Origin of the sequence: Pseudomonas sp. HMSC08G10 (assembly GCF_001808425.1) — a bacterium.
Classification (GTDB): domain Bacteria; phylum Pseudomonadota; class Gammaproteobacteria; order Pseudomonadales; family Pseudomonadaceae; genus Aquipseudomonas; species Aquipseudomonas guariconensis.
This window is the reverse complement of record NZ_KV793307.1, coordinates 21,010-41,177: the sequence shown is the minus strand read 5'-3', so window position 1 is coordinate 41,177 and position 20,168 is coordinate 21,010. Positions and strand designations below refer to the sequence as shown.

At 64.7% G+C, this 20,168-nt stretch carries 22 protein-coding genes and 1 pseudogene; 14 read left to right on the top strand and 9 right to left on the bottom strand.

All coding sequences use genetic code 11. The features are described from left to right. Positions 1-8: 8 nt before the first annotated feature. Genes ligD through HMPREF3173_RS12585 form a run of 6 tightly spaced genes read left to right on the top strand, consistent with a single transcriptional unit; the run spans position 9 to position 5,823 of the window. Positions 9-2,504, top strand: a complete 2,496-nt coding sequence (gene ligD, locus HMPREF3173_RS12610) for a DNA ligase D (protein WP_070573498.1) — start codon at positions 9-11, stop codon at positions 2,502-2,504. Continuing rightward, positions 2,504-2,752 carry a hypothetical protein gene (locus tag HMPREF3173_RS12605; protein ID WP_070573495.1) on the top strand — a complete coding sequence of 83 codons (249 nt, stop codon included), beginning with the start codon at positions 2,504-2,506 and terminating at the stop codon, positions 2,750-2,752. The genes ligD and HMPREF3173_RS12605 overlap by 1 nt, the downstream gene beginning before the upstream one ends. Continuing rightward, positions 2,749-3,792 (top strand): acyl-CoA dehydrogenase family protein, encoded by a 1,044-nt coding sequence (locus HMPREF3173_RS12600; protein WP_070573493.1) that lies wholly within the window; start codon positions 2,749-2,751, stop codon positions 3,790-3,792. Before HMPREF3173_RS12605 ends, HMPREF3173_RS12600 begins: the two co-directional genes overlap by 4 nt. Then, entirely contained in the window at positions 3,789-4,544 is a 756-nt protein-coding gene (locus HMPREF3173_RS12595; RefSeq protein ID WP_070573491.1) for a PIG-L deacetylase family protein, read from the top strand. The genes HMPREF3173_RS12600 and HMPREF3173_RS12595 overlap by 4 nt, the downstream gene beginning before the upstream one ends. A gap of 17 nt (positions 4,545-4,561) precedes the next feature. After that, entirely contained in the window at positions 4,562-5,161 is a 600-nt protein-coding gene (locus HMPREF3173_RS12590) for a class I SAM-dependent methyltransferase (protein WP_043214493.1), read from the top strand. Then, positions 5,158-5,823 carry a glycosyltransferase family 2 protein gene (locus HMPREF3173_RS12585; RefSeq protein WP_070573482.1) on the top strand — a complete coding sequence of 222 codons (666 nt, stop codon included), beginning with the start codon at positions 5,158-5,160 and terminating at the stop codon, positions 5,821-5,823. The genes HMPREF3173_RS12590 and HMPREF3173_RS12585 overlap by 4 nt, the downstream gene beginning before the upstream one ends. Positions 5,824-5,928: 105 nt before the next feature. On the opposite strand, the gene HMPREF3173_RS12580 is transcribed toward HMPREF3173_RS12585, so the two are convergent. The 3 genes from HMPREF3173_RS12580 to HMPREF3173_RS12575 form a co-directional block, all read right to left on the bottom strand. After that, the gene (locus tag HMPREF3173_RS12580) at positions 5,929-6,771 is read right to left on the bottom strand and encodes a non-homologous end joining protein Ku (protein WP_070573480.1); all 843 of its coding nucleotides are present in this window, start codon (positions 6,769-6,771) and stop codon (positions 5,929-5,931) included. A gap of 10 nt (positions 6,772-6,781) precedes the next feature. After that, positions 6,782-6,925: a PSPA7_2676 family Cys-rich small protein gene (locus tag HMPREF3173_RS25190; RefSeq protein WP_305885080.1), complete on the bottom strand. Its 144-nt coding sequence runs from the start codon at positions 6,923-6,925 to the stop codon at positions 6,782-6,784. A gap of 83 nt (positions 6,926-7,008) precedes the next feature. Further along, a complete protein-coding gene (locus HMPREF3173_RS12575) occupies positions 7,009-7,914 on the bottom strand; it encodes an SDR family oxidoreductase (RefSeq protein ID WP_070573478.1) in 906 nt (301 codons plus the stop codon). Between the two features lie 172 nt (positions 7,915-8,086). Between HMPREF3173_RS12575 and HMPREF3173_RS12570 the strand changes: the two genes are divergently transcribed. The 3 genes from HMPREF3173_RS12570 to HMPREF3173_RS12560 are packed head-to-tail and all read left to right on the top strand — an operon-like array spanning position 8,087 to position 9,564. Continuing rightward, on the top strand, positions 8,087-8,590 hold the full coding sequence (locus tag HMPREF3173_RS12570) for a CinA family protein (protein WP_043214498.1): 504 nt from the start codon (positions 8,087-8,089) through the stop codon (positions 8,588-8,590). A 14-nt stretch (positions 8,591-8,604) separates the two neighbouring features. Continuing rightward, positions 8,605-9,111 (top strand): hypothetical protein, encoded by a 507-nt coding sequence (locus HMPREF3173_RS12565; RefSeq protein WP_070573476.1) that lies wholly within the window; start codon positions 8,605-8,607, stop codon positions 9,109-9,111. 9 nt (positions 9,112-9,120) lie between these two features. After that, positions 9,121-9,564 (top strand): DUF421 domain-containing protein, encoded by a 444-nt coding sequence (locus HMPREF3173_RS12560; RefSeq protein ID WP_043214504.1) that lies wholly within the window; start codon positions 9,121-9,123, stop codon positions 9,562-9,564. Positions 9,565-9,612: 48 nt separating this feature from the next. On the opposite strand, the gene HMPREF3173_RS12555 is transcribed toward HMPREF3173_RS12560, so the two are convergent. From HMPREF3173_RS12555 to HMPREF3173_RS12530, 6 genes and pseudogenes are all read right to left on the bottom strand, one after another. Further along, positions 9,613-10,755 (bottom strand): carboxylate-amine ligase, encoded by a 1,143-nt coding sequence (locus HMPREF3173_RS12555; protein WP_070573855.1) that lies wholly within the window; start codon positions 10,753-10,755, stop codon positions 9,613-9,615. Between the two features lie 4 nt (positions 10,756-10,759). Continuing rightward, the gene (locus HMPREF3173_RS12550) at positions 10,760-11,713 is read right to left on the bottom strand and encodes a methyltransferase (protein WP_070573474.1); all 954 of its coding nucleotides are present in this window, start codon (positions 11,711-11,713) and stop codon (positions 10,760-10,762) included. Then, a complete protein-coding gene (locus HMPREF3173_RS12545) occupies positions 11,713-13,044 on the bottom strand; it encodes an iron-containing redox enzyme family protein (RefSeq protein WP_070573472.1) in 1,332 nt (443 codons plus the stop codon). Before HMPREF3173_RS12545 ends, HMPREF3173_RS12550 begins: the two co-directional genes overlap by 1 nt. A 16-nt stretch (positions 13,045-13,060) precedes the next feature. Beyond that, positions 13,061-13,255 (bottom strand): hypothetical protein, encoded by a 195-nt coding sequence (locus tag HMPREF3173_RS12540; protein WP_070573470.1) that lies wholly within the window; start codon positions 13,253-13,255, stop codon positions 13,061-13,063. Between the two features lie 61 nt (positions 13,256-13,316). Beyond that, positions 13,317-13,436 (bottom strand): annotated as a pseudogene (locus HMPREF3173_RS12535) (KGG domain-containing protein); the annotation flags it as partial. 331 nt (positions 13,437-13,767) lie between these two features. After that, complete coding sequence (locus HMPREF3173_RS12530; protein ID WP_070573468.1) at positions 13,768-14,649, bottom strand: Dyp-type peroxidase; 882 nt, start codon at positions 14,647-14,649, stop codon at positions 13,768-13,770. A gap of 152 nt (positions 14,650-14,801) precedes the next feature. On the opposite strand from HMPREF3173_RS12530, the gene HMPREF3173_RS12525 reads away from it, so the two are divergent. The 5 genes from HMPREF3173_RS12525 (at position 14,802) to HMPREF3173_RS12505 (ending at position 20,160) form a co-directional block, all read left to right on the top strand. After that, entirely contained in the window at positions 14,802-15,710 is a 909-nt protein-coding gene (locus tag HMPREF3173_RS12525) for a bile acid:sodium symporter family protein (protein ID WP_070573466.1), read from the top strand. A 182-nt stretch (positions 15,711-15,892) separates the two neighbouring features. Beyond that, positions 15,893-16,957: an enoyl-CoA hydratase/isomerase family protein gene (locus HMPREF3173_RS12520; RefSeq protein WP_043214518.1), complete on the top strand. Its 1,065-nt coding sequence runs from the start codon at positions 15,893-15,895 to the stop codon at positions 16,955-16,957. A 16-nt stretch (positions 16,958-16,973) separates the two neighbouring features. Beyond that, positions 16,974-18,125 carry an acyl-CoA dehydrogenase family protein gene (locus HMPREF3173_RS12515; protein WP_070573464.1) on the top strand — a complete coding sequence of 384 codons (1,152 nt, stop codon included), beginning with the start codon at positions 16,974-16,976 and terminating at the stop codon, positions 18,123-18,125. Between the two features lie 613 nt (positions 18,126-18,738). Further along, the gene (locus HMPREF3173_RS12510) at positions 18,739-19,800 is read left to right on the top strand and encodes a 3-deoxy-7-phosphoheptulonate synthase (RefSeq protein ID WP_070573461.1); all 1,062 of its coding nucleotides are present in this window, start codon (positions 18,739-18,741) and stop codon (positions 19,798-19,800) included. Positions 19,801-19,878: 78 nt separating this feature from the next. Next, a complete protein-coding gene (locus HMPREF3173_RS12505) occupies positions 19,879-20,160 on the top strand; it encodes a peptidylprolyl isomerase (RefSeq protein WP_043214523.1) in 282 nt (93 codons plus the stop codon). Positions 20,161-20,168: the final 8 nt, after the last annotated feature.

Sequence of the window (20,168 nt, the reverse complement as noted above, 5' to 3'; positions counted from 1 at the left end):
AGCCCGTCATGGCCAAGCCCCTGCAGGAGTACCAGCGCAAGCGCGACTTCAACGCCACGCCCGAGCCGGCTGGCACCCGCTCCCGGCGGCAGCCGGCGCATGCCCTGCAGTACTGCATCCAGAAACACGACGCCAGCCACCTGCATTACGACTTTCGCCTGGAGCTGGACGGCACCCTCAAGAGCTGGGCTATCCCCAAGGGCCCCTCGCTGGACCCCAAGGTCCGTCGCCTGGCCATCCATGTGGAGGACCACCCGCTCGACTACGCCGATTTCGAAGGACATATCCCCGAAGGGCACTACGGGGCCGGCGATGTCATCGTCTGGGACCGAGGTGTCTGGGAGCCGGAAGGTGATCCTCGCAGTGCCTATGCCAAGGGCAAGCTGCGTTTCCGCCTGCAAGGCGAGAAGCTCGCCGGGGTCTGGAACCTGTTCCGCACCCACCTGGCCGGCAAGAAGGAGCAGTGGATGCTGGTCAAGTCCGACGACGACCAAGCCCGCAGCGAAAGCGACTACAGCATCGTCGAAGCCCAGCCCGACAGCGTGCTCAGCGAGCGCACGTTGCTTCCGCGCCGGGCCAAGGCCCAGGCAACGCCAGCCAAGCGCGCGGCCAGCCCCCGAGCACGGGCAGCCAGCGCCAAGAAAGCCGAGTTACCCGACCATCTGCAACCGCAACTGGCGACGCTGGTGGATGCTCCGCCGGCCGGCGACTGGCGCTACGAGGTCAAGTTCGACGGCTACCGCATCCTCGCCCGTATCGAGGGGTCGCAGGTGCGCCTGTTCACCCGCAATGGCCACGATTGGAGCGCGAAGATGCCGCACCAGGTGCAGGCCCTGCGCGATCTAAAGCTCAAGTCCGCCTGGCTCGACGGCGAGGTGGTGGTGGCCGGAGAAAACGGCCTGGCCGACTTCCAGGCGCTGCAGAACGCCTTCGATACCGAGCATGACGAGCGCATCACCTATTACGTGTTCGACCTGCCCTTTCTCGGCGGCCAGGACCTGCGCCAAGTGCCGTTGCAGGATCGACGCGAGACCTTGCGGCAATTGCTGGAGGGCCGTGAGTCGGAGCAGGTCAAGTATTCGGCCGACTTCGACCAGCCCGTCGACTCGCTGCTCGACAGCGCCTGTCGCCTGGAACTCGAAGGCCTGATCGGCAAGCGCGCCGACAGCCCCTATAGCGGCCGGCGCAGCAGCGACTGGATCAAGCTCAAGTGCAAACAACGCCAGGAGTTCGTGATCGTCGGCTATACCGAACCCAAGGGCAGTCGCAACGGCTTTGGCGCCCTGCTCCTGGCCCTGCATGACAACGACAGCGGCCAGCTGCGTTACGCCGGCAAGGTCGGCACCGGCTTTAGCACCACCACACTGGACAGCATCCACGCCCGACTCAAGCCGCTGGAGGTGGACAAGCCCGCCCTGGCCAAGCCGCCGACCGGTGCCGATGCCCGCGGGGTGCACTGGCTCAAACCCCAGCTGCTGGCCGAGGTCGCCTATGCCCAGATGACCCGTGACGGCGTGGTGCGCCACTCGGTGTTCCATGGCCTGCGCGATGACAAGCCCGCCACCGCCATCGACCTGGAGCGCGCCATGCCCAAGACCCGCGTCGCCAAGCCCTCACCCGAGACCACGCTCGGCGACCTGCGCCTGACCCATCCGGACCGGGTGATCGATGCCAGCAGCGGCGTGACCAAGCGCCAGGTCGCCGAATACTACGCCCAGGTCGCGCCGTGGATCCTGCCGCAGCTCAAGGATCGCCCCGTGGCCCTGGTGCGTGCCCCAGAGGGCCTGGGCGGCGAGCTGTTCTTCCAGAAAAACGCCGGGCAACTGCACATTCCAGACGTGGTGAGCTACAGCAAGGCCCAGGCTGGCCAGGCGGCGATGATCCTCAACAGTGCCGAAAGCCTTCTGGGTGCGGTGCAGATGAACATGCTCGAATTGCACACCTGGAACGGCACCGACAAGGACTTCGACAAACCTGATCGCTTCGTCCTCGACCTGGACCCGGACCCGGCGCTGCCTTGGAAGGCCATGCTGGAAGCCACGCAACTGACCCTCACCCTGCTCGACGAACTGGGGCTGAAAGTGTTTCTCAAGACCAGCGGTGGCAAAGGCATGCACCTGGTGGTGCCGCTGACGCGCCGCGCAGGCTGGGATGAGGTCAAAGACTTCAGCCACGCCATCGTCCAATACCTGGCCCGGCTCTTCCCCGAGCGCCTGAGCGCAGTGTCCGGCCCCAAGAACCGGGTCGGGCGCATCTTCATCGACTACCTGCGCAACGGCAAAGGCGCGACCACGGTCAGCGCTTACTCCCTGCGCGCTCGCGAGGGCCTGCCGGTGTCTGTACCGATCTGGCGCGAGGAGTTACCGCAGCTCAAGGGCGCCAACCAATGGCACATCGGCAACCTGGCCGAGCGTCTGGCCGAAGTCGACGACCCTTGGGCTGATCTTGCAAAGACACGCCAGTCGATCACCGCGCGCATGCGCAAGCAGATGGGGCTGAACTGATGGCGGTGCTGCTCGATCTTCTGCAATGGCCCGCCATGCTGCTGACCGTGCTGGCCGCCTGGTGCATCGGTTCCCGGCAGCCACGTCGACGCCGGGCGGGCTTTTGCTGCTTCATCAGCAGCAACGTGCTGTGGGTGATCTGGGGTTGGCAAGTACAGGCCTGGGCCTTGATCGTGCTGCAGTTCTGCCTGTGCGCCATGAACCTGCGCGGCTGGAAGAAGAACACCACGGGGGAGCCCAGTGCATGAGCATCATCCAGGATTTCGACCTGACCAACCTCGACCGCCTGCTGCGCACGTTCACCGAACGCCCACAGGCGTTGAACCTAGATACCCAATTGCCTGTACTGATGCAGGCCTTGCAGGCCGATCATCTCGACCTGCTGCCACTGCCCGGTCAAGGACACACGCTACAGCGCTGGCAGACCCTCGCCCGCATTGCCGGCTGCGACCTGGCCCTGGCCAAGCTCTACGAAGGGCACACCGATGCCCTGGCAATCCTCGCCGAATGTGGTGCGCCGCACCTGGTCGGCGACGGCGTCTGGGGCGTGTGGGCCGCAGAGCCGCCGGATGCCCGGGCCCGCATCCTCGCCCGTCATGACGATCAGGTACGACTGGGTGGATGTAAAGCCTGGTGTTCCGGTGCGTTGCAGATCGACCGGGCACTGATCACGGCCTGGGGTGATGACGACCAACCGCAGCTGGTAGCGATCGAACTGGCCCATCCCAACCAGCGTATCCAGGTGGAACAATGGCAAGCCGTGGGCATGGCCACCACTACCAGCGTGGAGATCAGGTTCGACGATGCACCGGGGATTGCCGTGGGCCGCCCCGGGCAATACCTCCAGCGTCCTGGGTTCTGGCACGGCGGCGCTGGGATCGCCGCCTGCTGGTACGGCGCAGCCGAGGCCTTGGCGGATTACCTGCGCGAGCATTGCCGCAAGCCGACACCGGACGCTCACGCCCAGGCACACCTGGGTGCGGTGGATGCCGCGCTGTACGGCGCTCGCGCTGCGCTGCGCGAATGCGCCGGATGGATCGACCGGCAGCCGACCGCCGACGCCAGCTTCGAGGTGCGCCGCACCCGCGCCCAGGTCGAGCACGCGGTCGAGCAGGTCATCCACCATGTAGGCCGAGCATTGGGTGCCACACCCTTTTGCCGCAGCAGCCACTTCGCCCGGTTGAGCGCCGACCTGCCGGTGTTCCTGCGCCAGAGCCATGCCGAACGGGACCTGGCAGCGCTCGGGCAACAACTGGCCCAGGTGCCGGCCGGAGCATGGCAGCTATGACCGACGACCCGATCAGTAGCAGCAGCGGCACACCCTGGAGTCAGTGGCAACAGGCCGCGCATCTGGCCCGGGCCACGTGGATCACGCCTGATCAACTGTGCCCACCCGGGCGGCGCCTGGTACTGGTGGCCCCTCACCCGGACGACGAAATCCTCATGGCCGGAGGCCTACTCGCAGGCTTTTCCGGGCGCGAGCACGACTTGCTGTTGATCTCCGTCACCGACGGCGAGGCCAGTCACCCTGGCTCCAGCCAGTGGACCGAGCACCGCCTGCGCCGGCATCGGCCGCTGGAAAGCCGTCAGGCACTGCAGCTGCTGGGCCTAGATCTTGCCCAGCTGGACTGGCAGCGCCTGCACCTGAAGGATGGTGCAGTGCCCCGCGACGAAGCTTTTCTTGTCAATCACCTTGGTCAGCTGCTCAAGGCCGACGACCTGCTGTTGACGACCTGGCGCGGTGACGGGCATGCCGATCACGAAGCGGTCGGTCGCGCTGCCGCCCAGGCCTGCCAGGCCCGCAAGGTACAACTGGCCGAGGTGCCTATCTGGGCGTGGCATTGGGCCCGCGCAGACGATCCTAGCCTGCCTTGGCCGCGTGCGCACCGCATCGCACTGGATGAAACCCGCCTGGCCCGCAAGCGCCAGGCGCTGTCCGCGCACCTGAGCCAACTGCAGCCTGACGGCGAACGAGCGCCAGTATTGAAGCCCACCTTGCTGGAGTGCCTGTTGCAGCCTTTTGAACTGGTTCTGCTTTGAATGGAAACGGAGTCGCCATGAGCCTCGATGCGCAGTATTTCGCCGACCTGTACGCCACCAGCGACGACCCTTGGGCTTTCCGCACCCGCTGGTACGAGCGGCGCAAGCGCGAGCTGGTGCTCGCCAGCCTGCCGCAACAGTGTTATCGGCGCATCTTCGAGCCCGCCTGCGCAAACGGCGAGCTGAGCATTCTGCTGGCTGAGCGTTGCGCCACGCTCCTGTGCCAGGACATCGACGCCACGGCCGTGAGCCTTGCCCGCGAACGCCTGGCGACTGCCACCCACGTTCAGGTCGAACAAGGCCGCCTGCCGGGCGATTGGCCCGGCGGCCAGTTCGACCTGATCGTCCTGAGCGAGATCGGCTATTACCTGGACCCGACCGACTGGCTGCAGGTAATCGAACAATCGGTGGCCAGCCTCAGCCATGACGGCGGCTTGCTCGCCTGCCATTGGCGCCACCCGATCGTCGGCTGCCCGCAGGATGGTCGCGAAGTGCACGAGCTGATCGCCCGTCACCTACCGCTGTACCCAGTGTTGCGTCATGAAGAGGCGGATTTTCTGCTCGAATATTGGTCGTGCCAGCCCAGCGTGGTGGACCTGGACGAGACCTGCCCATGATCGGCGTAGTCATCCCCGCCCACAACGAGGCGCGGCGCCTGGGGCATTGCCTGCGCGCAGTGAAACGCGCCGCCCTCGAGGCCGAACGCACTGGCCGCACGGTGCAGATACTGGTGGTGCTCGACCGCTGCAACGACGCCAGTGCCGCGATTGCCTTCCGCCATGGTGTGGCAACCCTGGCGGTGGATGCGGGCAACGTCGGCATCGCCCGCCGCACGGGCGCGGCATGGATGCTCGAGCGCGACGCGCAATGGCTTGCGTTCACCGATGCCGACAGCCGGGTACCGGCGCACTGGCTACTGTCTCAACTGCAATTCGCAGCCGATGCAGTGTGCGGCACCGTGCACGTCGAGCGCTGGCAACCATGGCAAAGCGCTGCCTTGCGCCAGCATTACCGCAACCGCTACGAAGCTAGGGAGGGCCACCGGCATGTCCATGGCGCCAACCTGGGTGTGTGTGCCCAGGCTTATGAGCGCGCAGGCGGGTTCGCGCCGTTGCCCGCCCATGAGGACGTACACTTGGTGCGGGCTCTGGAGGCCAGCGGCGCGCAGATCGTCTGGACGGCCCGACATAGCGTAGCCACCAGCAGCCGGCGCGATAGCAGGGCCCGAGAAGGGTTTGGGGATTACCTGGCGAGCCTGGAGGGTTCGGTCCCCGGATGACAAGGGCCACTTCGCGCACCATTGCAGGGCTCGCCACGAAGGTGCGCGAACTCAGCTGTCGTGGGCGCTGGCGTAGCCTGCGATGGACCGCGATGCGGCCCCCGTTCAGGAGGCCTTGCGCGAACGCTTGGCCGGCTTTTTCTCCGGTGCGGCTTTCTTGCCACCACCGAGGCTGCGCTTGAGCAGTTCGGTAAGATCGACGATATCGGCCCCCTTCTGCACCGCCGCGCCTTCGCCCTTCTCCACCACGCTGATCTTGCCCTTGGCGGCTTTTTCCTCGACCAGGTCCAGGATGGTCTGGCGAAACGCATCGTGATAGTCCTCAGGCGTCCAGGGCCCACTCATGTCTTCGACCAAGCGCTTGGCCATCTCCAGCTCGCGCTTGTCGACCTTGGCATCGGTGACGCTTTTGTCCAGTTCCAAGGTCTCCAGGCCACGGACCTCTTCAGGCCAGCGCAAGGTAATCATCACCAGTGCCTCCTCCAGCGGCCGCAGAAGTGCCAGGTGCTGACGGGTATGCAGCACCACGGTGGCCAAGGCCACTTTGCCGGTGCTCTCCAGGGTCTCGCGCAACAGTGCGTAGACCTTGCCGCCGCGCCGGTCGGGGCTCAGGTAGTACGGGGTGTCGAAGTGTTGCAACGGGATGTCGGAGGCATCGACGAACGAGAAGATGTCGATGGTCTGGGTCGCCTCGGGACGGGCGTTACGGATTTCCTCCTCGCTGATGACCACATAACGGCCTTTTTCGTACTCCACGCCCTTGACGATGTGTTCCTTGTCGATTTCCTTGCCGGTGACCTTGTTCACGCGCTTGTAGCCCACCGGCTCCATGCTGCGTTTGTCCAGCCAGTCGAAGTCGACACGCTCGGTGCGCACCGCCGTGTTGAGGCTGACCGGGATGTGCACCAGACCGAAACTGATCGCGCCTTTCCAGATTGCCCGGGCCATGGCTTAGCTCCTAGGTTCCAGGTTCAAACGGTTGCCCGGGCCGGCAGTAGCGCAACGCGCCACAGCGCTCGCAACATTGGCACTGCAGCCCGGGGAATTCACAGGCCAGGACGGCGCCCCACTGGCAGCCGCGCAATAGGCAGATGAAGCTCATCAGCCACCTCCTTGGCCCTGAGCACCTACAGGGCCCTTACTTTCAAGGACTGCACGGCGCCGGGAAGGTTTACTCGCGCCGGCTCATGGAAGCGGGTTGCCGCCAGTGACACCGAACACCTCACCTGTGATGTAGCTCGACTCCTGGGAAGCCAGCAGCACATACAGGGGCGCGCACTCCGCTGGCTGGCCGGGGCGCTTCATCGGGGTCTGCGAGCCGAACTCTGGGATTTTCTCTGGGGGCTGGCCACCGCTAGGTTGCAACACGGTCCAGATCGGCCCCGGAGCCACGGCATTGACCCGGATGCCGCGCTCGATCACCTGCTTGGCCAAGGCCTTGGTGAAAGCCACGATGGCAGCCTTGGTGGTGGCGTAGTCCAGCAAGGTGGCCGACGGCTGGTAGGACTGGATCGAGGCGGTGTTGATGATGGTCGCGCCGGCCGGCATCAACGGCACCGCTGCCTGGCACAGCCAGAACAACGCATAGACATTGGTCCTGAGCGTGTGATCGAACTGCTCGTGGCTGATCTGGCTGATGTCCTTGCGGGCCTCCTGCTTGCCGGCAACGTTGACCAGGATGTCCAGGCCGCCCAACTGCTCGTGGGCCTGATCGACCAGTTCGCTGCAGAAACGCTGGTCTTTCAGATCGCCCGGCAGAGCGATGGCCTTGCGCCCTTCGGCCCCGATCAGCTTGATCACTTCGCGCGCGTCGGCCTGCTCGATGGGCATGTAGTTGAGTGCGATGTCAGCCCCCTCGCGGGCAAAGGCGATCGCCACGGCGCGGCCGATCCCAGAGTCGGCACCGGTGATCAGCGCCTTGCGTCCGGCCAGGCGGCCGAAGCCTTTGTAGGTGTCTTCGCCGTGGTCGGGCTTGGGCTGCATGTTCGCATCCAGCCCCGGTGGGGCCTGGGTCTGGTCGGGAAATGGCGGGTGCGGATACTGAGTCAGCGGGTTCTGCATGCTGAACTGGTCGCGGGGTTTGTTGGGCATGGTGCGCCTCCTCACTTGGCCAATCGATGGGTCACTACAGCTTTCGAGGCGGTGTCAGGATCTAAGGTTTGTTCGGCCCGTCATACGCACCGACGGGTGGTAAGGCGCAACGGTCTGAACCATTTGCCCGAGGCCGGCGTCCATCGCAAAAGGCTCCAACGAGACAACCCCGATGCGCGAAGACCCTGTGCAGCACGTATTGGATTACCTGAAACGACACGCCCTGGTGCTGACCACCGCCGAATCCTGCACCGCCGGGCGCATGGTCGCGTTGCTAGCGGAACATCCCGGTGTGGGGGAATCGCTGGAAAGCGGCTACGTGGTCTATTCACCCAAGGCCAAGCAACGGCTGCTTGGGGTGAGCCCGGTGACCATCGAACGCTACGGCCTGACCAGCGAGGCCGTAGCTTGGGAAATGGCCCTCGGCGCGCTCAAGGACAGCACTGCCAACGTGGCCATCGCCACCACCGGCGTGGCCGGCCCGGACGGCACCGACGGTATCGCGCCAGGCACCTTGTGCTTTGCCTGGGCGTTTCAGGATGAATCGATTGCCGTGTTCACCCGCAGCCAGCGCTTTTTCGGCGATCGCACCGAAGTGTTGCGCCAGGGTGCGCTGTATGGCCTGACGCGGCTGCTGCACTACCACGAACGCTGGTTGCGCGGCGAACGCGCCTGAGCGGAGTCTTGACCATGACCGAGGATGAACAGCGCTCACGCCACCAGCCGGTCGAGGAAAACATGGCCATGCAGCAGCGGGTCTGGCGCTTCGAGCGGGTCGGCTGGTACGTGCTGTCCCTGGTGATGCTGCTGGCCCTGGCGGGGCTGTTTGGCCGTGGCCCGTTGAGCCAGGGCCAGGCCAGCAGCGCCGATGGACGCGTGCAGGTGCAATACGCGCGCTTGAGCCGCAGCGGCGTGACGGAACACCTGAAGATCACGGTACGTGGCCCGCATAACGGGCAGGTACAGGTCCTGCTGGATGGAGAGCTGTTTCGCGAAGCGAGCCTCGAGACCCTGCAGCCCCAACCGTTGCGCTCCCGGTCCGCGGGCCAGGGGCTTGCGCTGCAGTTGGAGACCGGTACCGACGGCACCGCGATGTTGTACCTGACCCTGCGCGCCGACACGCCTGGCAGTCTGCAAGGCCGTGTGAGCCTAGGGCCGGACAGCGTGGCGCACTTTTCCAGTTTCATCTATCCCTAGGGGGCTGCCATGGACTCGATTCTGCGCGCCGCCGGCATGTACCTTGCCTTGATGCTGCTGTTTCGCATCGCCGGTCGCCGCTCCCTGAGCGACCTGACCACCTTCGATTTCGTCTTGTTGATGATCATCGGCGAAGCGACCCAACAGGCCTTGTTGGGCGAAGACTTTTCCTTCATCAACGCCATGCTGGTGATCGCCACCTTGATCGTGCTGGACGTCGGGCTGTCACTGGCCAAGCTCAATTCCAGGCGCCTGGCCCGGGTGCTGGATGGCCATGCCACGCTGGTGGTCGAGCACGGGCGTTTTTTGCATGGGCGAATGCGCAAGGCCCGCCTGACCGAGGATGATGTCCTCGAATCGGCGCGCGACAGCCAGGGTATCGAGACGGTAGAGCAGATCCGCTACGCCATTGTCGAACGCAACGGCAAGATTTCGATCATCAAAGAGCAATAAGCCAGATCTCTGGCGTTTGCTTAAACACCCGGCGTCTTCTTCGCAGGTTTACCCGCCAACGGGGTGCGAAGCGCTCTGCTGGGCGCCTTCTGCCAACACCTGGTCGACCACCGCGTGCAGGGCCTGGCGCACGTCGCGCCCGCTACTGCGGGCCTGCTCCAGGCAGTGAAGCTGGCGGTCCGCGCTGGTGCCTTCGCGCAGGATGCGCTGGGCCTCTAGCGCTGCACGCTGGGCATCCAGCGTGTCCGCCGGGAACTGCGCCAGCAGCTGGGCCAGCCAGCCCTCGGCAGTCACCTGCGCCTGATCGTGGACGCCAATGAACTGCACGTGCCGACCATGGCGCTTGGCCCGCCAATAGTTTTCCTGGGTGATCCAGCGCACTTCACGGTTGACCGGCGTGGCGTCGTAGTGGTCCACCGCCAGGCCTTGTACCAGGTGACGGAACAGGCCAGCGATACACAGCACATCCTCCAGCCGTGGACAGGCGTCGCAGATGCGCAACTCCACCGTGGGAAACCGCCGCGACGGGCGAATCGCCCACCAGAAGTCCCCTTCCTTTGCCAAAGCACCGGTACGCTCCAGCAAAGCCCGGTAGCGCTGGTACGCCTCCCAATCCGCCAATGGCTCCGGCAGCTCCATGTGCGGCCACTCGGCGCAGATCACACGTCGATAGCTCATGAAGCCGGTATCCTGGCCGCCCCACAAGGGCGATGAAGTGCTCAGCACCAGAAACAGCGGCAGCCAGTACAGCAAGCGATTGATCAGCTGAATCCGATCGCACCCGGGGGGCACGCCCACATGAACATGCAGCCCGGACAACAGGCTGCGCCGGGCCACGTGCTGGTAGTCATCGAACACTTGGCGATAGTGCGGTGTGGCCCGGGCGCGCTGGCGCAACCACTGGGCGCTGGGATGGCTGGCGGCGCAGTAAAGGCCAATACCTTCCTGGGCCAATGCCTCGCCAAGGCGCTGCCGGCTGTCGAGCAGAAAGCCCTGCGCCTCGTGCAGGTGGGTGAACACCGGCGAGGCGACTTCGATCTGGCTGCGAAACATCTCCTCGGCAAAATACTTGCCCATGACTTCTCGGCAGCGCCTGGCCACCGCTAGCGAAGGGGTGGCCAGCACCCGCGCGCTGCGTAGGTCCACCAGCAGGTATTCCTCCTCGATGCCAAAACTCAAAGGCTGCTGCACGCCCTCACCCATTGCGTGTCACGGTCAGGGCCACCGCCGCGATGCGTTCGACCCGTTCGTAGCCCGGTTCCAGCAATTGTTCGCCGAACACGTCCGGATCCACTTCCCGGTATACCCAGCTCCATTGCGGCCCTGCCAGGCGCAGGCGGATGGCTTCGAGCAAGGCATCGCGTCCCTCGACGATGGCCACCCCCGTATAGAGCAGCAAAGTGCCTGCTGGACTGAGGCGCTCACATGCCTGTTCGACGATCCGCAAGGACAACTGCGCGCCCAGCGCCCCGCCACCATGGCGATACACGCGTTCGCTGGCATCGAGCATATAAGGCGGGTTAGCCACGATCAGGTCGAATGTGCCGCTGATACCGTCGAGCAGGTCGCTCGGCTCCACCGAGAGATTGCCCACACCGGCCAGCGCCGCGTTGATGGCGGTGTAGCGCAAGGCCTGCGGGTTGATGTCCACCGCGCTGACCTGCGCATGCTGCGCGGCACGGGCGATGAGCAAGGCGCCGACGCCGGTGCCGCAGCCGATGTCCACAGCATGTTGCACGGGTTTCGGGGTGCGCTGCAGGTGGTCATGAATGACCTGGGCGAAGCGGTAGCTGTCCGGGCCGAAGAACACCGCATCACTGGCGTCGGTGGGAAACGCCGAATGCACCAGCAGCAAGTCGTCCAGGCTGGACCAGCGCACGGTGCTGCGCAGCAGATCGCCCTCGCCCACCAATACCTGGGCCGCCTGCAACTGCTGCAACTCATCGGCCGAGATCAACCCAGGCGCAAATGGCCGGCTCCAACCGAAGACGTCGCGCAGCGTGCGGGCCCGCTCGCTGCCTACACGGGCGTTGTTGCGGGCATGGGTTGCAGGGGTCACGCAGGTAAAGCGATAGCCGTCCGCGCGCAGGCGTCGCCCCAGTTGCAGCAGGGCTTGATCGGCCTGGACCTGTTCCGGGTTCAGTTGCATCAGTAGGGCTCCTCCTGGGCAAGGCCAGTGGCCTGGATGTAGGCGCGGGTGGCGCGCAGCCCCTCGGGCGAGGCGTGGCCATTGCCGGCCATGCGCGCGATCAGGTCTTGCACCGGCGCCTGCTCGAGCGACGCATCATCCGGAGCGAAGTCGAGCTGCCAACTGCCTGGCAGTACGCGACGCACAGCGTTGCCTTCCCAGTGCTGGGCGATCCAGTCGTGCCACAGTTGCTTCTCGTAGGCGCTGAACACGCCGAACATGGCCGCGTCAGGCCCCTCGATCAATTTCCACAAGCGGCTGTTGGCTGGATCTTCGCCGCGGCGCACCCAACCGTGCTGCTCGAACGCTTTGAGCAAGCCCGGCATGGCGCCCGGAGCGCTCAGCCACTGGTTGAGGGTGCGCCCCTGCAACCGGCAATGGTCTGAATGCATGCGCTGACCGAACAGGCGCTTGCGCTCCAAGGCAGCGAGCAGTTCGCCCTCCAGGTCGAAGCTGGCGATCAGGCTGGGCGTGTCGGTGTCAAGGTCGTTCAGGCGGTAGCCACGCCGGACGCGTCGGTAGAACGCCTCATCCTCTTGCCCCGGCCAGAGTTGGCGTAGCGCATGGATCGCCTTGCGGGCATGACCGCTGGCGGCATTGTCGATGGTCACATGCAGTTGAAAATAGTGGCCATCGATACCCAGTTCCGCCAGTTCATGGGTGGTGATCAACAGATGCAACGGGGGTTGCTCATAGCCCAGGTTGTAGCCGATCACCTCAGGCAGGAAGGCATCGAAGTGCTGTCCCAAAGCCAATTGCAGGGCGCCTTGCAGATAACGCGCCGAGGGCAAGGGCAACAGCTCCTGACACCCCACACGACTGAGCAGCCGCTGGTAGATCAGCACATGATTGCAACGCGGGTCGCCCTCGCCGAGTTCTTCGAGGTAGGTACGGATCAGGCCGTGGTAGCGCGGGTCATGCCAATGATGCAGGACACCCTGCAGCCAAGCACCGTCGACAGCCTTGGTCGGCGCAACCTGTTGCAAAAACCACAAAGCCTGGGATCGATTGGCAAAGTAGCGGCGCGCCCCCCCTTGACGCCGTGTCTGAAGATACAACGCGTACTGCTCGGCCACGCTGGCGGCACGGCAGGCGGACCAGTGGTCCAGCTGCGCAGGAGAAGCAGGCAGATCATCCGACAGCGCGTCGGCGCGATCGAGTTGGTCTTCCAGCCACTGCTGGCCATCGGTGCATCGCCCCGCCAACAAGGCCTGGTAGCGCCGCTCCAGGCTCTGGCTCGGGACCGGGGCCGGCGTCACCGGGACGGCGGTCTCGCAGGTCATCACCCTCATGCCTTACTCCTCGCGATCAATTGTCTGGATCCTGGGATGGCATCGGTTGCGATTGGGGAGCAGGCTCGGTGGCCGACTTGTCAGGTTGTTGCATTTGCAACGAAGGCTTGCTGGGGTCAGCATCCTTCGCCGGGTGGTCGTCGTCGCGATCGAAACAGCCGCCGAGCAGCGTCAGGCCGCACAACAGGCAAAGCATTGGAGCTATTCGCATGGCGTGTCCTCCTGGCCAGTTGATCGCAGTGCCAGGCAGGCCCGGCACTGCGTTGCCTTGCTTACGAGCGGCCGCCCTTGCGGCTGGAGTCGCTCGACCGGCCACCGCCGGATTGCTGCCCGCCTTTGCGGCCGGCTTCGGAGGCTTTCTCCCGGTCGTTAGCGAAGTTGCCTGGGTTTTTCGATCCGCCCTGGCTGCCGCTTTTGCTGGTCTCTTTGTTAGCCATGGTCTTTCACCTTTTGTGGCTGAAGGGATGCACGGCGCCGGGCCGTACATAACGTGGGAGTACGGCCACTTAAGGGGATTCGCTTTATTAGGACACTTGCCAGACCGGTGGCATTAAATAAGCGGCGAGCGCTTATTTGGCGCGCCAAGCTTGTTTCTATGCAGGGGAAAGCCCTCAGCAGCACTAGAGAGTGCACGGGATCAGGCTAAGGGGCGAAGAGGCGCAATTCACCGATGGAGGATGCGCGTAACGAAAGGCCGCCGAGCTTCGCCGGCGGCCGTTGCCGTCAGGCCTGCAGCAACAGGCTCAGATCCAGCCCCGCCTCGCCCATCGGCGGGCACCAGTAGTAGCCACCGGTCAGCGGACGGCTGAAGCGGTACAGGCCATCGATGATGCCATCCTCCAGCCCGCTCATGCGTCGCAGCTGCACCTCGAAGGCATCCAGCGAATGGCCCAGGGCCACGAACGCGAGGCCGGCGCCACGCTCGTCCGCCCAGGCCACCGAGCGACGCACGACGAAAGCTTCAGGGGCGAAGCTTTCCTGGGCGGTGCGCTTGACATGGGCCGATGCGGGGGCGTCGTCCAGCTCTTCGTTGTCGCTTAGGCGACGGCCAATGATGTTGTCCTGCTCTTGCTGGGGCAGCGACTTGAAGTAGTTCAGGTCGTGCTTCCACAGCTGGAACGCAGCAAAGCTGGAGCCGGCAAGACCCGGCTGCTCGCTGGCGACGATGGCAGCCTCGACGGCGTCGTCATCCACCGGGTTCTCGGTGCCGTCTTCATAGCCGCTCAGGTCATGGCCACCGCGGTGCAGGAAGCCGTCGACGCTATCGACCAGGCATAGCGCCGGGGCCAACATCTGCTCCAACGCCTGGGCCTGCAGGAACAGCTCGCCACGCTCCGCGCCACGCAACCACAGCCACAGGGCGTGCTGGGTGCTGGGGTTCTCGACCACGGCATCCAACTGCGGGAAGGCGCGCAGGCCCGGCACGTCGCGGCCCAGCGCCTTGACCAAGGGGGTACCCACACCAAGGATCAGGCTCTGGCCATCGACTTGCGGCAGCAAGGCGTCCAGCACGGCGGGCAGCGCCTCGACCGAGTGCAGGGAGAAGAACAGGTGACGGGCGTGGGCCGGCACGGGTTTGGCGAGCAGACCTTGCTGGAACGGCATAGGGGGCTAATCCTCGGTAAAAACGGGCATGCTAGAGGGGCAGCAGGCAAGCTTCAAGCGGCAAATCGCCTCGGTGATCGACGTTTGGCCTGCAATCGGGCTGTCGCCAACTTGCGGCTAGACTCCTTTGAACTTGCCAAAGGAATGCCGCCATGACCGCCTCGCCATTGCTCACCGCTATCCTGCCCATCGCCCTGGGGATCATCATGCTGGGTCTGGGGTTGTCGTTGACCCTGGCCGATTTCACCCGGGTGGTGAAATACCCAAGACCTGTGATCATCGGCCTGGCCTGCCAGATCGTGCTGCTGCCGCTGGTGTGTTTTCTGATCGCCAATGGTTTTGGCCTCGAGTCGGCCCTGGCGGTAGGCCTGATGCTGCTGGCTGCCTCCCCGGGCGGGACCACGGCCAACCTGTTCAGTCATCTGGCCCACGGCGATGTGGCATTGAACATCACCCTCACGGCGGTCAACTCGCTGATCGCCATCCTGACCATGCCGCTGCTGGTGAATCTGTCGCTGGCCTGGTTCATGGCCTCGGACCAGGCCATCCCTCTGCAATTTGCCAAAGTCATGCAGGTGTTCGCCATCGTCCTGCTGCCGGTCGCCTTGGGCATGCTGATCCGCCGCGCCGCGCCCGCATTCGCCGCCCGCATGGAAAAACCCATGAAACTGCTGGCAGCGCTGTTTCTGGCCTTCACCATCGTGCTGGCCTTGGCCAAGGACTGGCAGACCGTCGTCCAGTACGCGCCGGTGGTCGGCGGCGCGGCGCTGCTGTTCAACCTGCTGAGCCTCGGCGTGGGCTACTGGGTCCCACGTCTGCTGAACATTCCCCGACGTCAGGCGATCGCGATCGGCATGGAAATCGGCATCCATAACGGTACCCTGGCCATCGCGCTGGCCTTGAGCCCGTCGCTGCTCAACAACCCGACCATGGCCGTGCCTGCAGCGCTCTATAGCCTGATCATGTTCTTCACCGCCGCCGTGTTCGGCTGGTGGGTCAGCCGCACACGGCCGCAAACCGAAGCCACAGGCAGCACCTCGGAGCAGGCGACCGGCGACTGAGACGGCCCCTGCTTGCTGTGGAGAAACGCCTCTGGAGGGAGCGCATCAGGTAAAAATGCAGAAACCCACTGCAGATTTACCAATTGTGCATGGCATATTCGCATGACAGGATCCTGCGATCCTCCAGCACAACTTCCAGACTTCACTTGGAAAATCAATAACAAAGCAGGGAGACCGCGATCATGACCGCGCACGCTCATTCCGAGGCCCATGTCCTGGCCGAAATCCGCAATCACATCGGCCACCTGACGCTCAACCGCCCTGCCGGCCTCAACGCCCTCACCCTCGACATGGTGCGCAGCCTGCAGCATCACCTGGACCAATGGGCGGCCGATCCCCAGGTCCATGCTGTGGTGCTGCGCGGCGAAGGGCCCAAGGGCTTCTGCGCCGGCGGCGACATCCGCTCGCTGCACGACAGCTACAAGGCCGGCAGCAGCCTGTATCAAGACTTCTTCGTCGAGGAATATGCCCTCGACCTGTGCATCCACCACTACCGCAAGCCGGTGCTGGTTCTGATGGACGGCTTCACCCTCGGCGGAGGCATGGGCCTGGCCCAAGGCGCCGACATGCGCGTCGTCACCGAGCGCAGCCGCCTGGGCATGCCGGAAGTGGCCATCGGTTATTTCCCCGATGTCGGCGGCAGTTACTTCCTTTCGCGCGTACCCGGCGAGCTGGGCACCTACCTGGGTGTGAGCGGCGCACAGATCCAGGCCGCCGACGCGCTGTACTGTGGCCTGGCCGACTGGTTCCTGGAGAGCGACAAGATCGCCGCCCTGGACGCTGGCCTGGACAAACTGACATTCGGCGACCACCCCCTCAAGGACCTCCAGGGCCTGCTGGCCAAGCTCGGTACCCAGACACTCGACGATGCCCCACTGGCCCGTTTGCGCCCTGTAATCGACCATTTTTTCGCCCTGCCCGACGTGCCCAGCATGCTCGAGCAGCTGCGCACCGTGAGCATCGGCGACAGCCACCAATGGGCCTTGGCCACCGCCGATCAGCTGGAAAGCCGCTCGCCCCTGGCCATGGCCGTTACATTGGAGATGCTGCGTCGCGGCCGCCACCTGAGCCTGGAGGAATGCTTTGCAATGGAGCTGCACCTGGACCGTCAGTGGTTCGAGTACGGCGACATCATCGAGGGCGTGCGCGCCCTGATCATTGACAAGGACAAGCAGCCACGCTGGAACCCGCCGACCCTCACCGGGCTCGATCCCAAGCGGGTGAACCAATTCTTCGAAGGCCTGTGAGCCGGGGAGTACACAGATGCAAGACCTGGAACTGAGCGAAGAGCAGATCATGATCCGCGACATGGCCCGGGATTTTGCCCGTGGCGAAATCGCGCCCAATGCCCAGGCCTGGGAAAAGGCCGCCTGGATCGACGATGCCGTGGTGCGCAAGATGGGCGAGCTGGGCCTGCTCGGCATGGTCGTGCCGGAAGACTTCGGTGGTAGCTATACCGACTACGTGGCCTATGCCCTGGCCGTGGAAGAAATCGCCGCTGGTGACGGCGCCACCGGCGCGATGATGAGCATCCACAACTCGGTTGGCTGTGGCCCGCTGCTGGCCTATGGCTCGCCCGAACAGCAACAGGCCTGGCTGCCGCGCCTGGCCAGCGGCGAGGTGATCGGCTGCTTCTGCCTCACCGAGCCCCAGGCCGGTTCCGAAGCCCACAACCTGCGCACCCGCGCGGAGCTGGTCGAGGGCCATTGGGTCATCAACGGCGCCAAGCAGTTCGTCAGCAATGCCCGCCGCGCAGGGCTGGCCATCGTCTTTGCCGTGACCGACCCTGAGGCTGGCAAGAAAGGCCTGTCGGCCTTCCTGGTGCCGACCGACAACCCGGGTTTCAAGGTGGACCGCAGCGAGCACAAGATGGGGATCCGTGCCTCCGATACCTGCGCGGTGACCCTCGACAATTGCCGTATCCCCGCCGCCAACATCCTGGGCGAACGGGGCAAGGGCCTGGCCATCGCATTGTCCAATCTCGAGGGCGGACGCATCGGCATCGCAGCGCAGGCGCTGGGTATCGCCCGGGCGGCATTCGAAGCGGCCCTGGTCTATTCGCGCGACCGCATTCAGTTCGGCAAGCCGATCAACGAACACCAGAGCATCGCCAACCTGCTGGCGGACATGCAGGTGCAGATCAACGCCACGCGCCTGTTGATCCTGCATGCCGCACGCCTGCGCAGTGCCGGCAAGCCGTGTCTGTCCGAAGCCTCCCAGGCCAAGCTGTTCGCCTCGGAAATGGCCGAGCGCGTGTGCTCCATGGCCATCCAGGTGCATGGCGGCTACGGCTATCTGGAGGACTATCCAGTTGAGCGTTACTACCGTGATGCGCGGATCACGCAGATCTACGAGGGGTCGAGCGAGATCCAGCGGATGCTGATCGCACGGGAGCTCAAGCATTACGCCCTTTGAGATTCATCGAGGGATGCGGCCCATCGCAGGCTTCGCCAGCTCCGCTTGCTGACCGAGCCTTGGATGGGCTGCAAAAATGATCGGAGCCATAGCATTTAGTCATTGAACATCCTGTTTGAGGTGCAGTAAGCTCGGGCTCATTCATTGGAGAGCAACATGACCCACAGCATCCGCAACCACGCCAACCACACCGGTCGCACCGCGCGCCCAGTGCTGGCCGTTGCTGGCTGCCAGGCCGTTGCCAGCTTTTATTTTGGGTATTGGTTTAGCCACTAGGCGCCGCTGATACCCACACGGCGCCCACCTTCGAGGGGCCGCCGAACACGAGAATACTCAAACCCCCGGTCGGCCCCCCGACCGGGGGTTTTGCGTTTCAGGCTTCTAGAAAACACCGATTCACATTGAGGAAACAGACATGAACACCATCGCTTATTACTACGCCGACACCTACGCCTGGCGATTTAGCCAATCCCGTTCGGGCCAGCCTGCCGCCTCCGTTCGGTCGTCCACTGGTGGCAATGCTGCACGCAGTCATAAACCGAATATCTGTCGAACACCTCGATAGGGCCGACCGCGCGGGCCTGAACCCGCCGTCCGCCCAGGGAAAAACGCCATGCAATCGTCGAACCTCGCCCTGCCCCTGACCCAACCCCAGGCTGCCAACACCGCCGTCAGCCAACGTCTGCCCAGCCCGCACCTGCTCAAGCAACAGATGCCGCTCAGCACTGCCCTCGCCCAGCAAGTACAGCAACATCGCCAAGCCGTGCGCGCCATCCTCGACGGCCTCGACCCGCGCTTGCTGGTGATCGTCGGCCCATGCTCGATCCATGATCCACGTTCGGCCCTGGAATACGCCGACCGCCTGGCCGCCCTGAGCCGCGAAGTCGATGACAAGCTGCTGCTGGTGATGCGCGCCTACGTCGAAAAACCCCGTACCACGGTCGGCTGGAAAGGCCTGGCCTACGACCCGCACCTGGACGGCAGCGATGACATGCACGGCGGCATCGCGCTGTCCCGTGGGCTGATGCTGAACATGATCGAGCGCGGCCTGCCGATCGCCACCGAGTTGCTGCAACCGATGGCCGCCGGCTACTTCGACGACCTGCTCAGCTGGGCCGCCATCGGCGCGCGTACCACAGAATCGCAGATCCACCGCGAAATGGTCAGCGGCCTGGCACTGCCCGTGGGCTTCAAGAATGGCACCGACGGGGGCGTCGGCATCGCCTGCGACGCCATGCGCAGCGCCGCCCACCCGCACCGCCACTTCGGCATGGATGCCCAGGGCTACCCGGCGATCATCGAAACCATGGGCAACCCCGACACCCACCTGGTGCTGCGCGGCGGCCACCAGGGTCCGAACTACGATGCCACGAGCATTGCCCAGGCACGCCAGGGCCTGTCCAAGGCCGGCCTGACCGGGCGTGTCCTGGTCGATTGCAGCCACGCCAACAGCGGCAAGGACCCGGCCCGCCAGCCCGCGGTATTCGAGGAGGTGCTGGAGCAGCGCCTGCAAGGTGATCGGGCGATCATCGGCATGATGCTCGAAGGCCACCTGTTCGATGGCTGCCAGGCGCTGGGCAAGGGCCCGCTCAAGTACGGCGTTTCGATCACCGACGGCTGCCTGGGCTGGGACGCCACCGAGGCGCTGCTGCGCCGGGCGGCCGAGCGTTTGTGACCGGTACACCAAGCCTGGCGAGACATTTGCCGAACAAGTGCGCTAGGCTTGTTTTTTTCACCCAAGGAGTAGTACCCCATGGCCCGTGCCACCGCCCGCCACATCCTGGTCAGCAGCCTCGAGAAGTGCAACGAACTCAAAGCACAGATTGAAGCTGGTGCCGACTTCGCCGAAGTCGCCAAGGCCAACTCCACCTGCCCATCCAGCCGCCAAGGCGGCGACCTGGGCTCCTTCGGCCCAGGCCAGATGGTCAAGGAATTCGACACCGTCGTCTTCAGCGCCCCGGTCAACACCGTGCAAGGCCCGGTCAAGACCCAGTTCGGCTACCACCTGCTCGAAGTGACCAGCCGTCAGGACTGAGCCTGCGG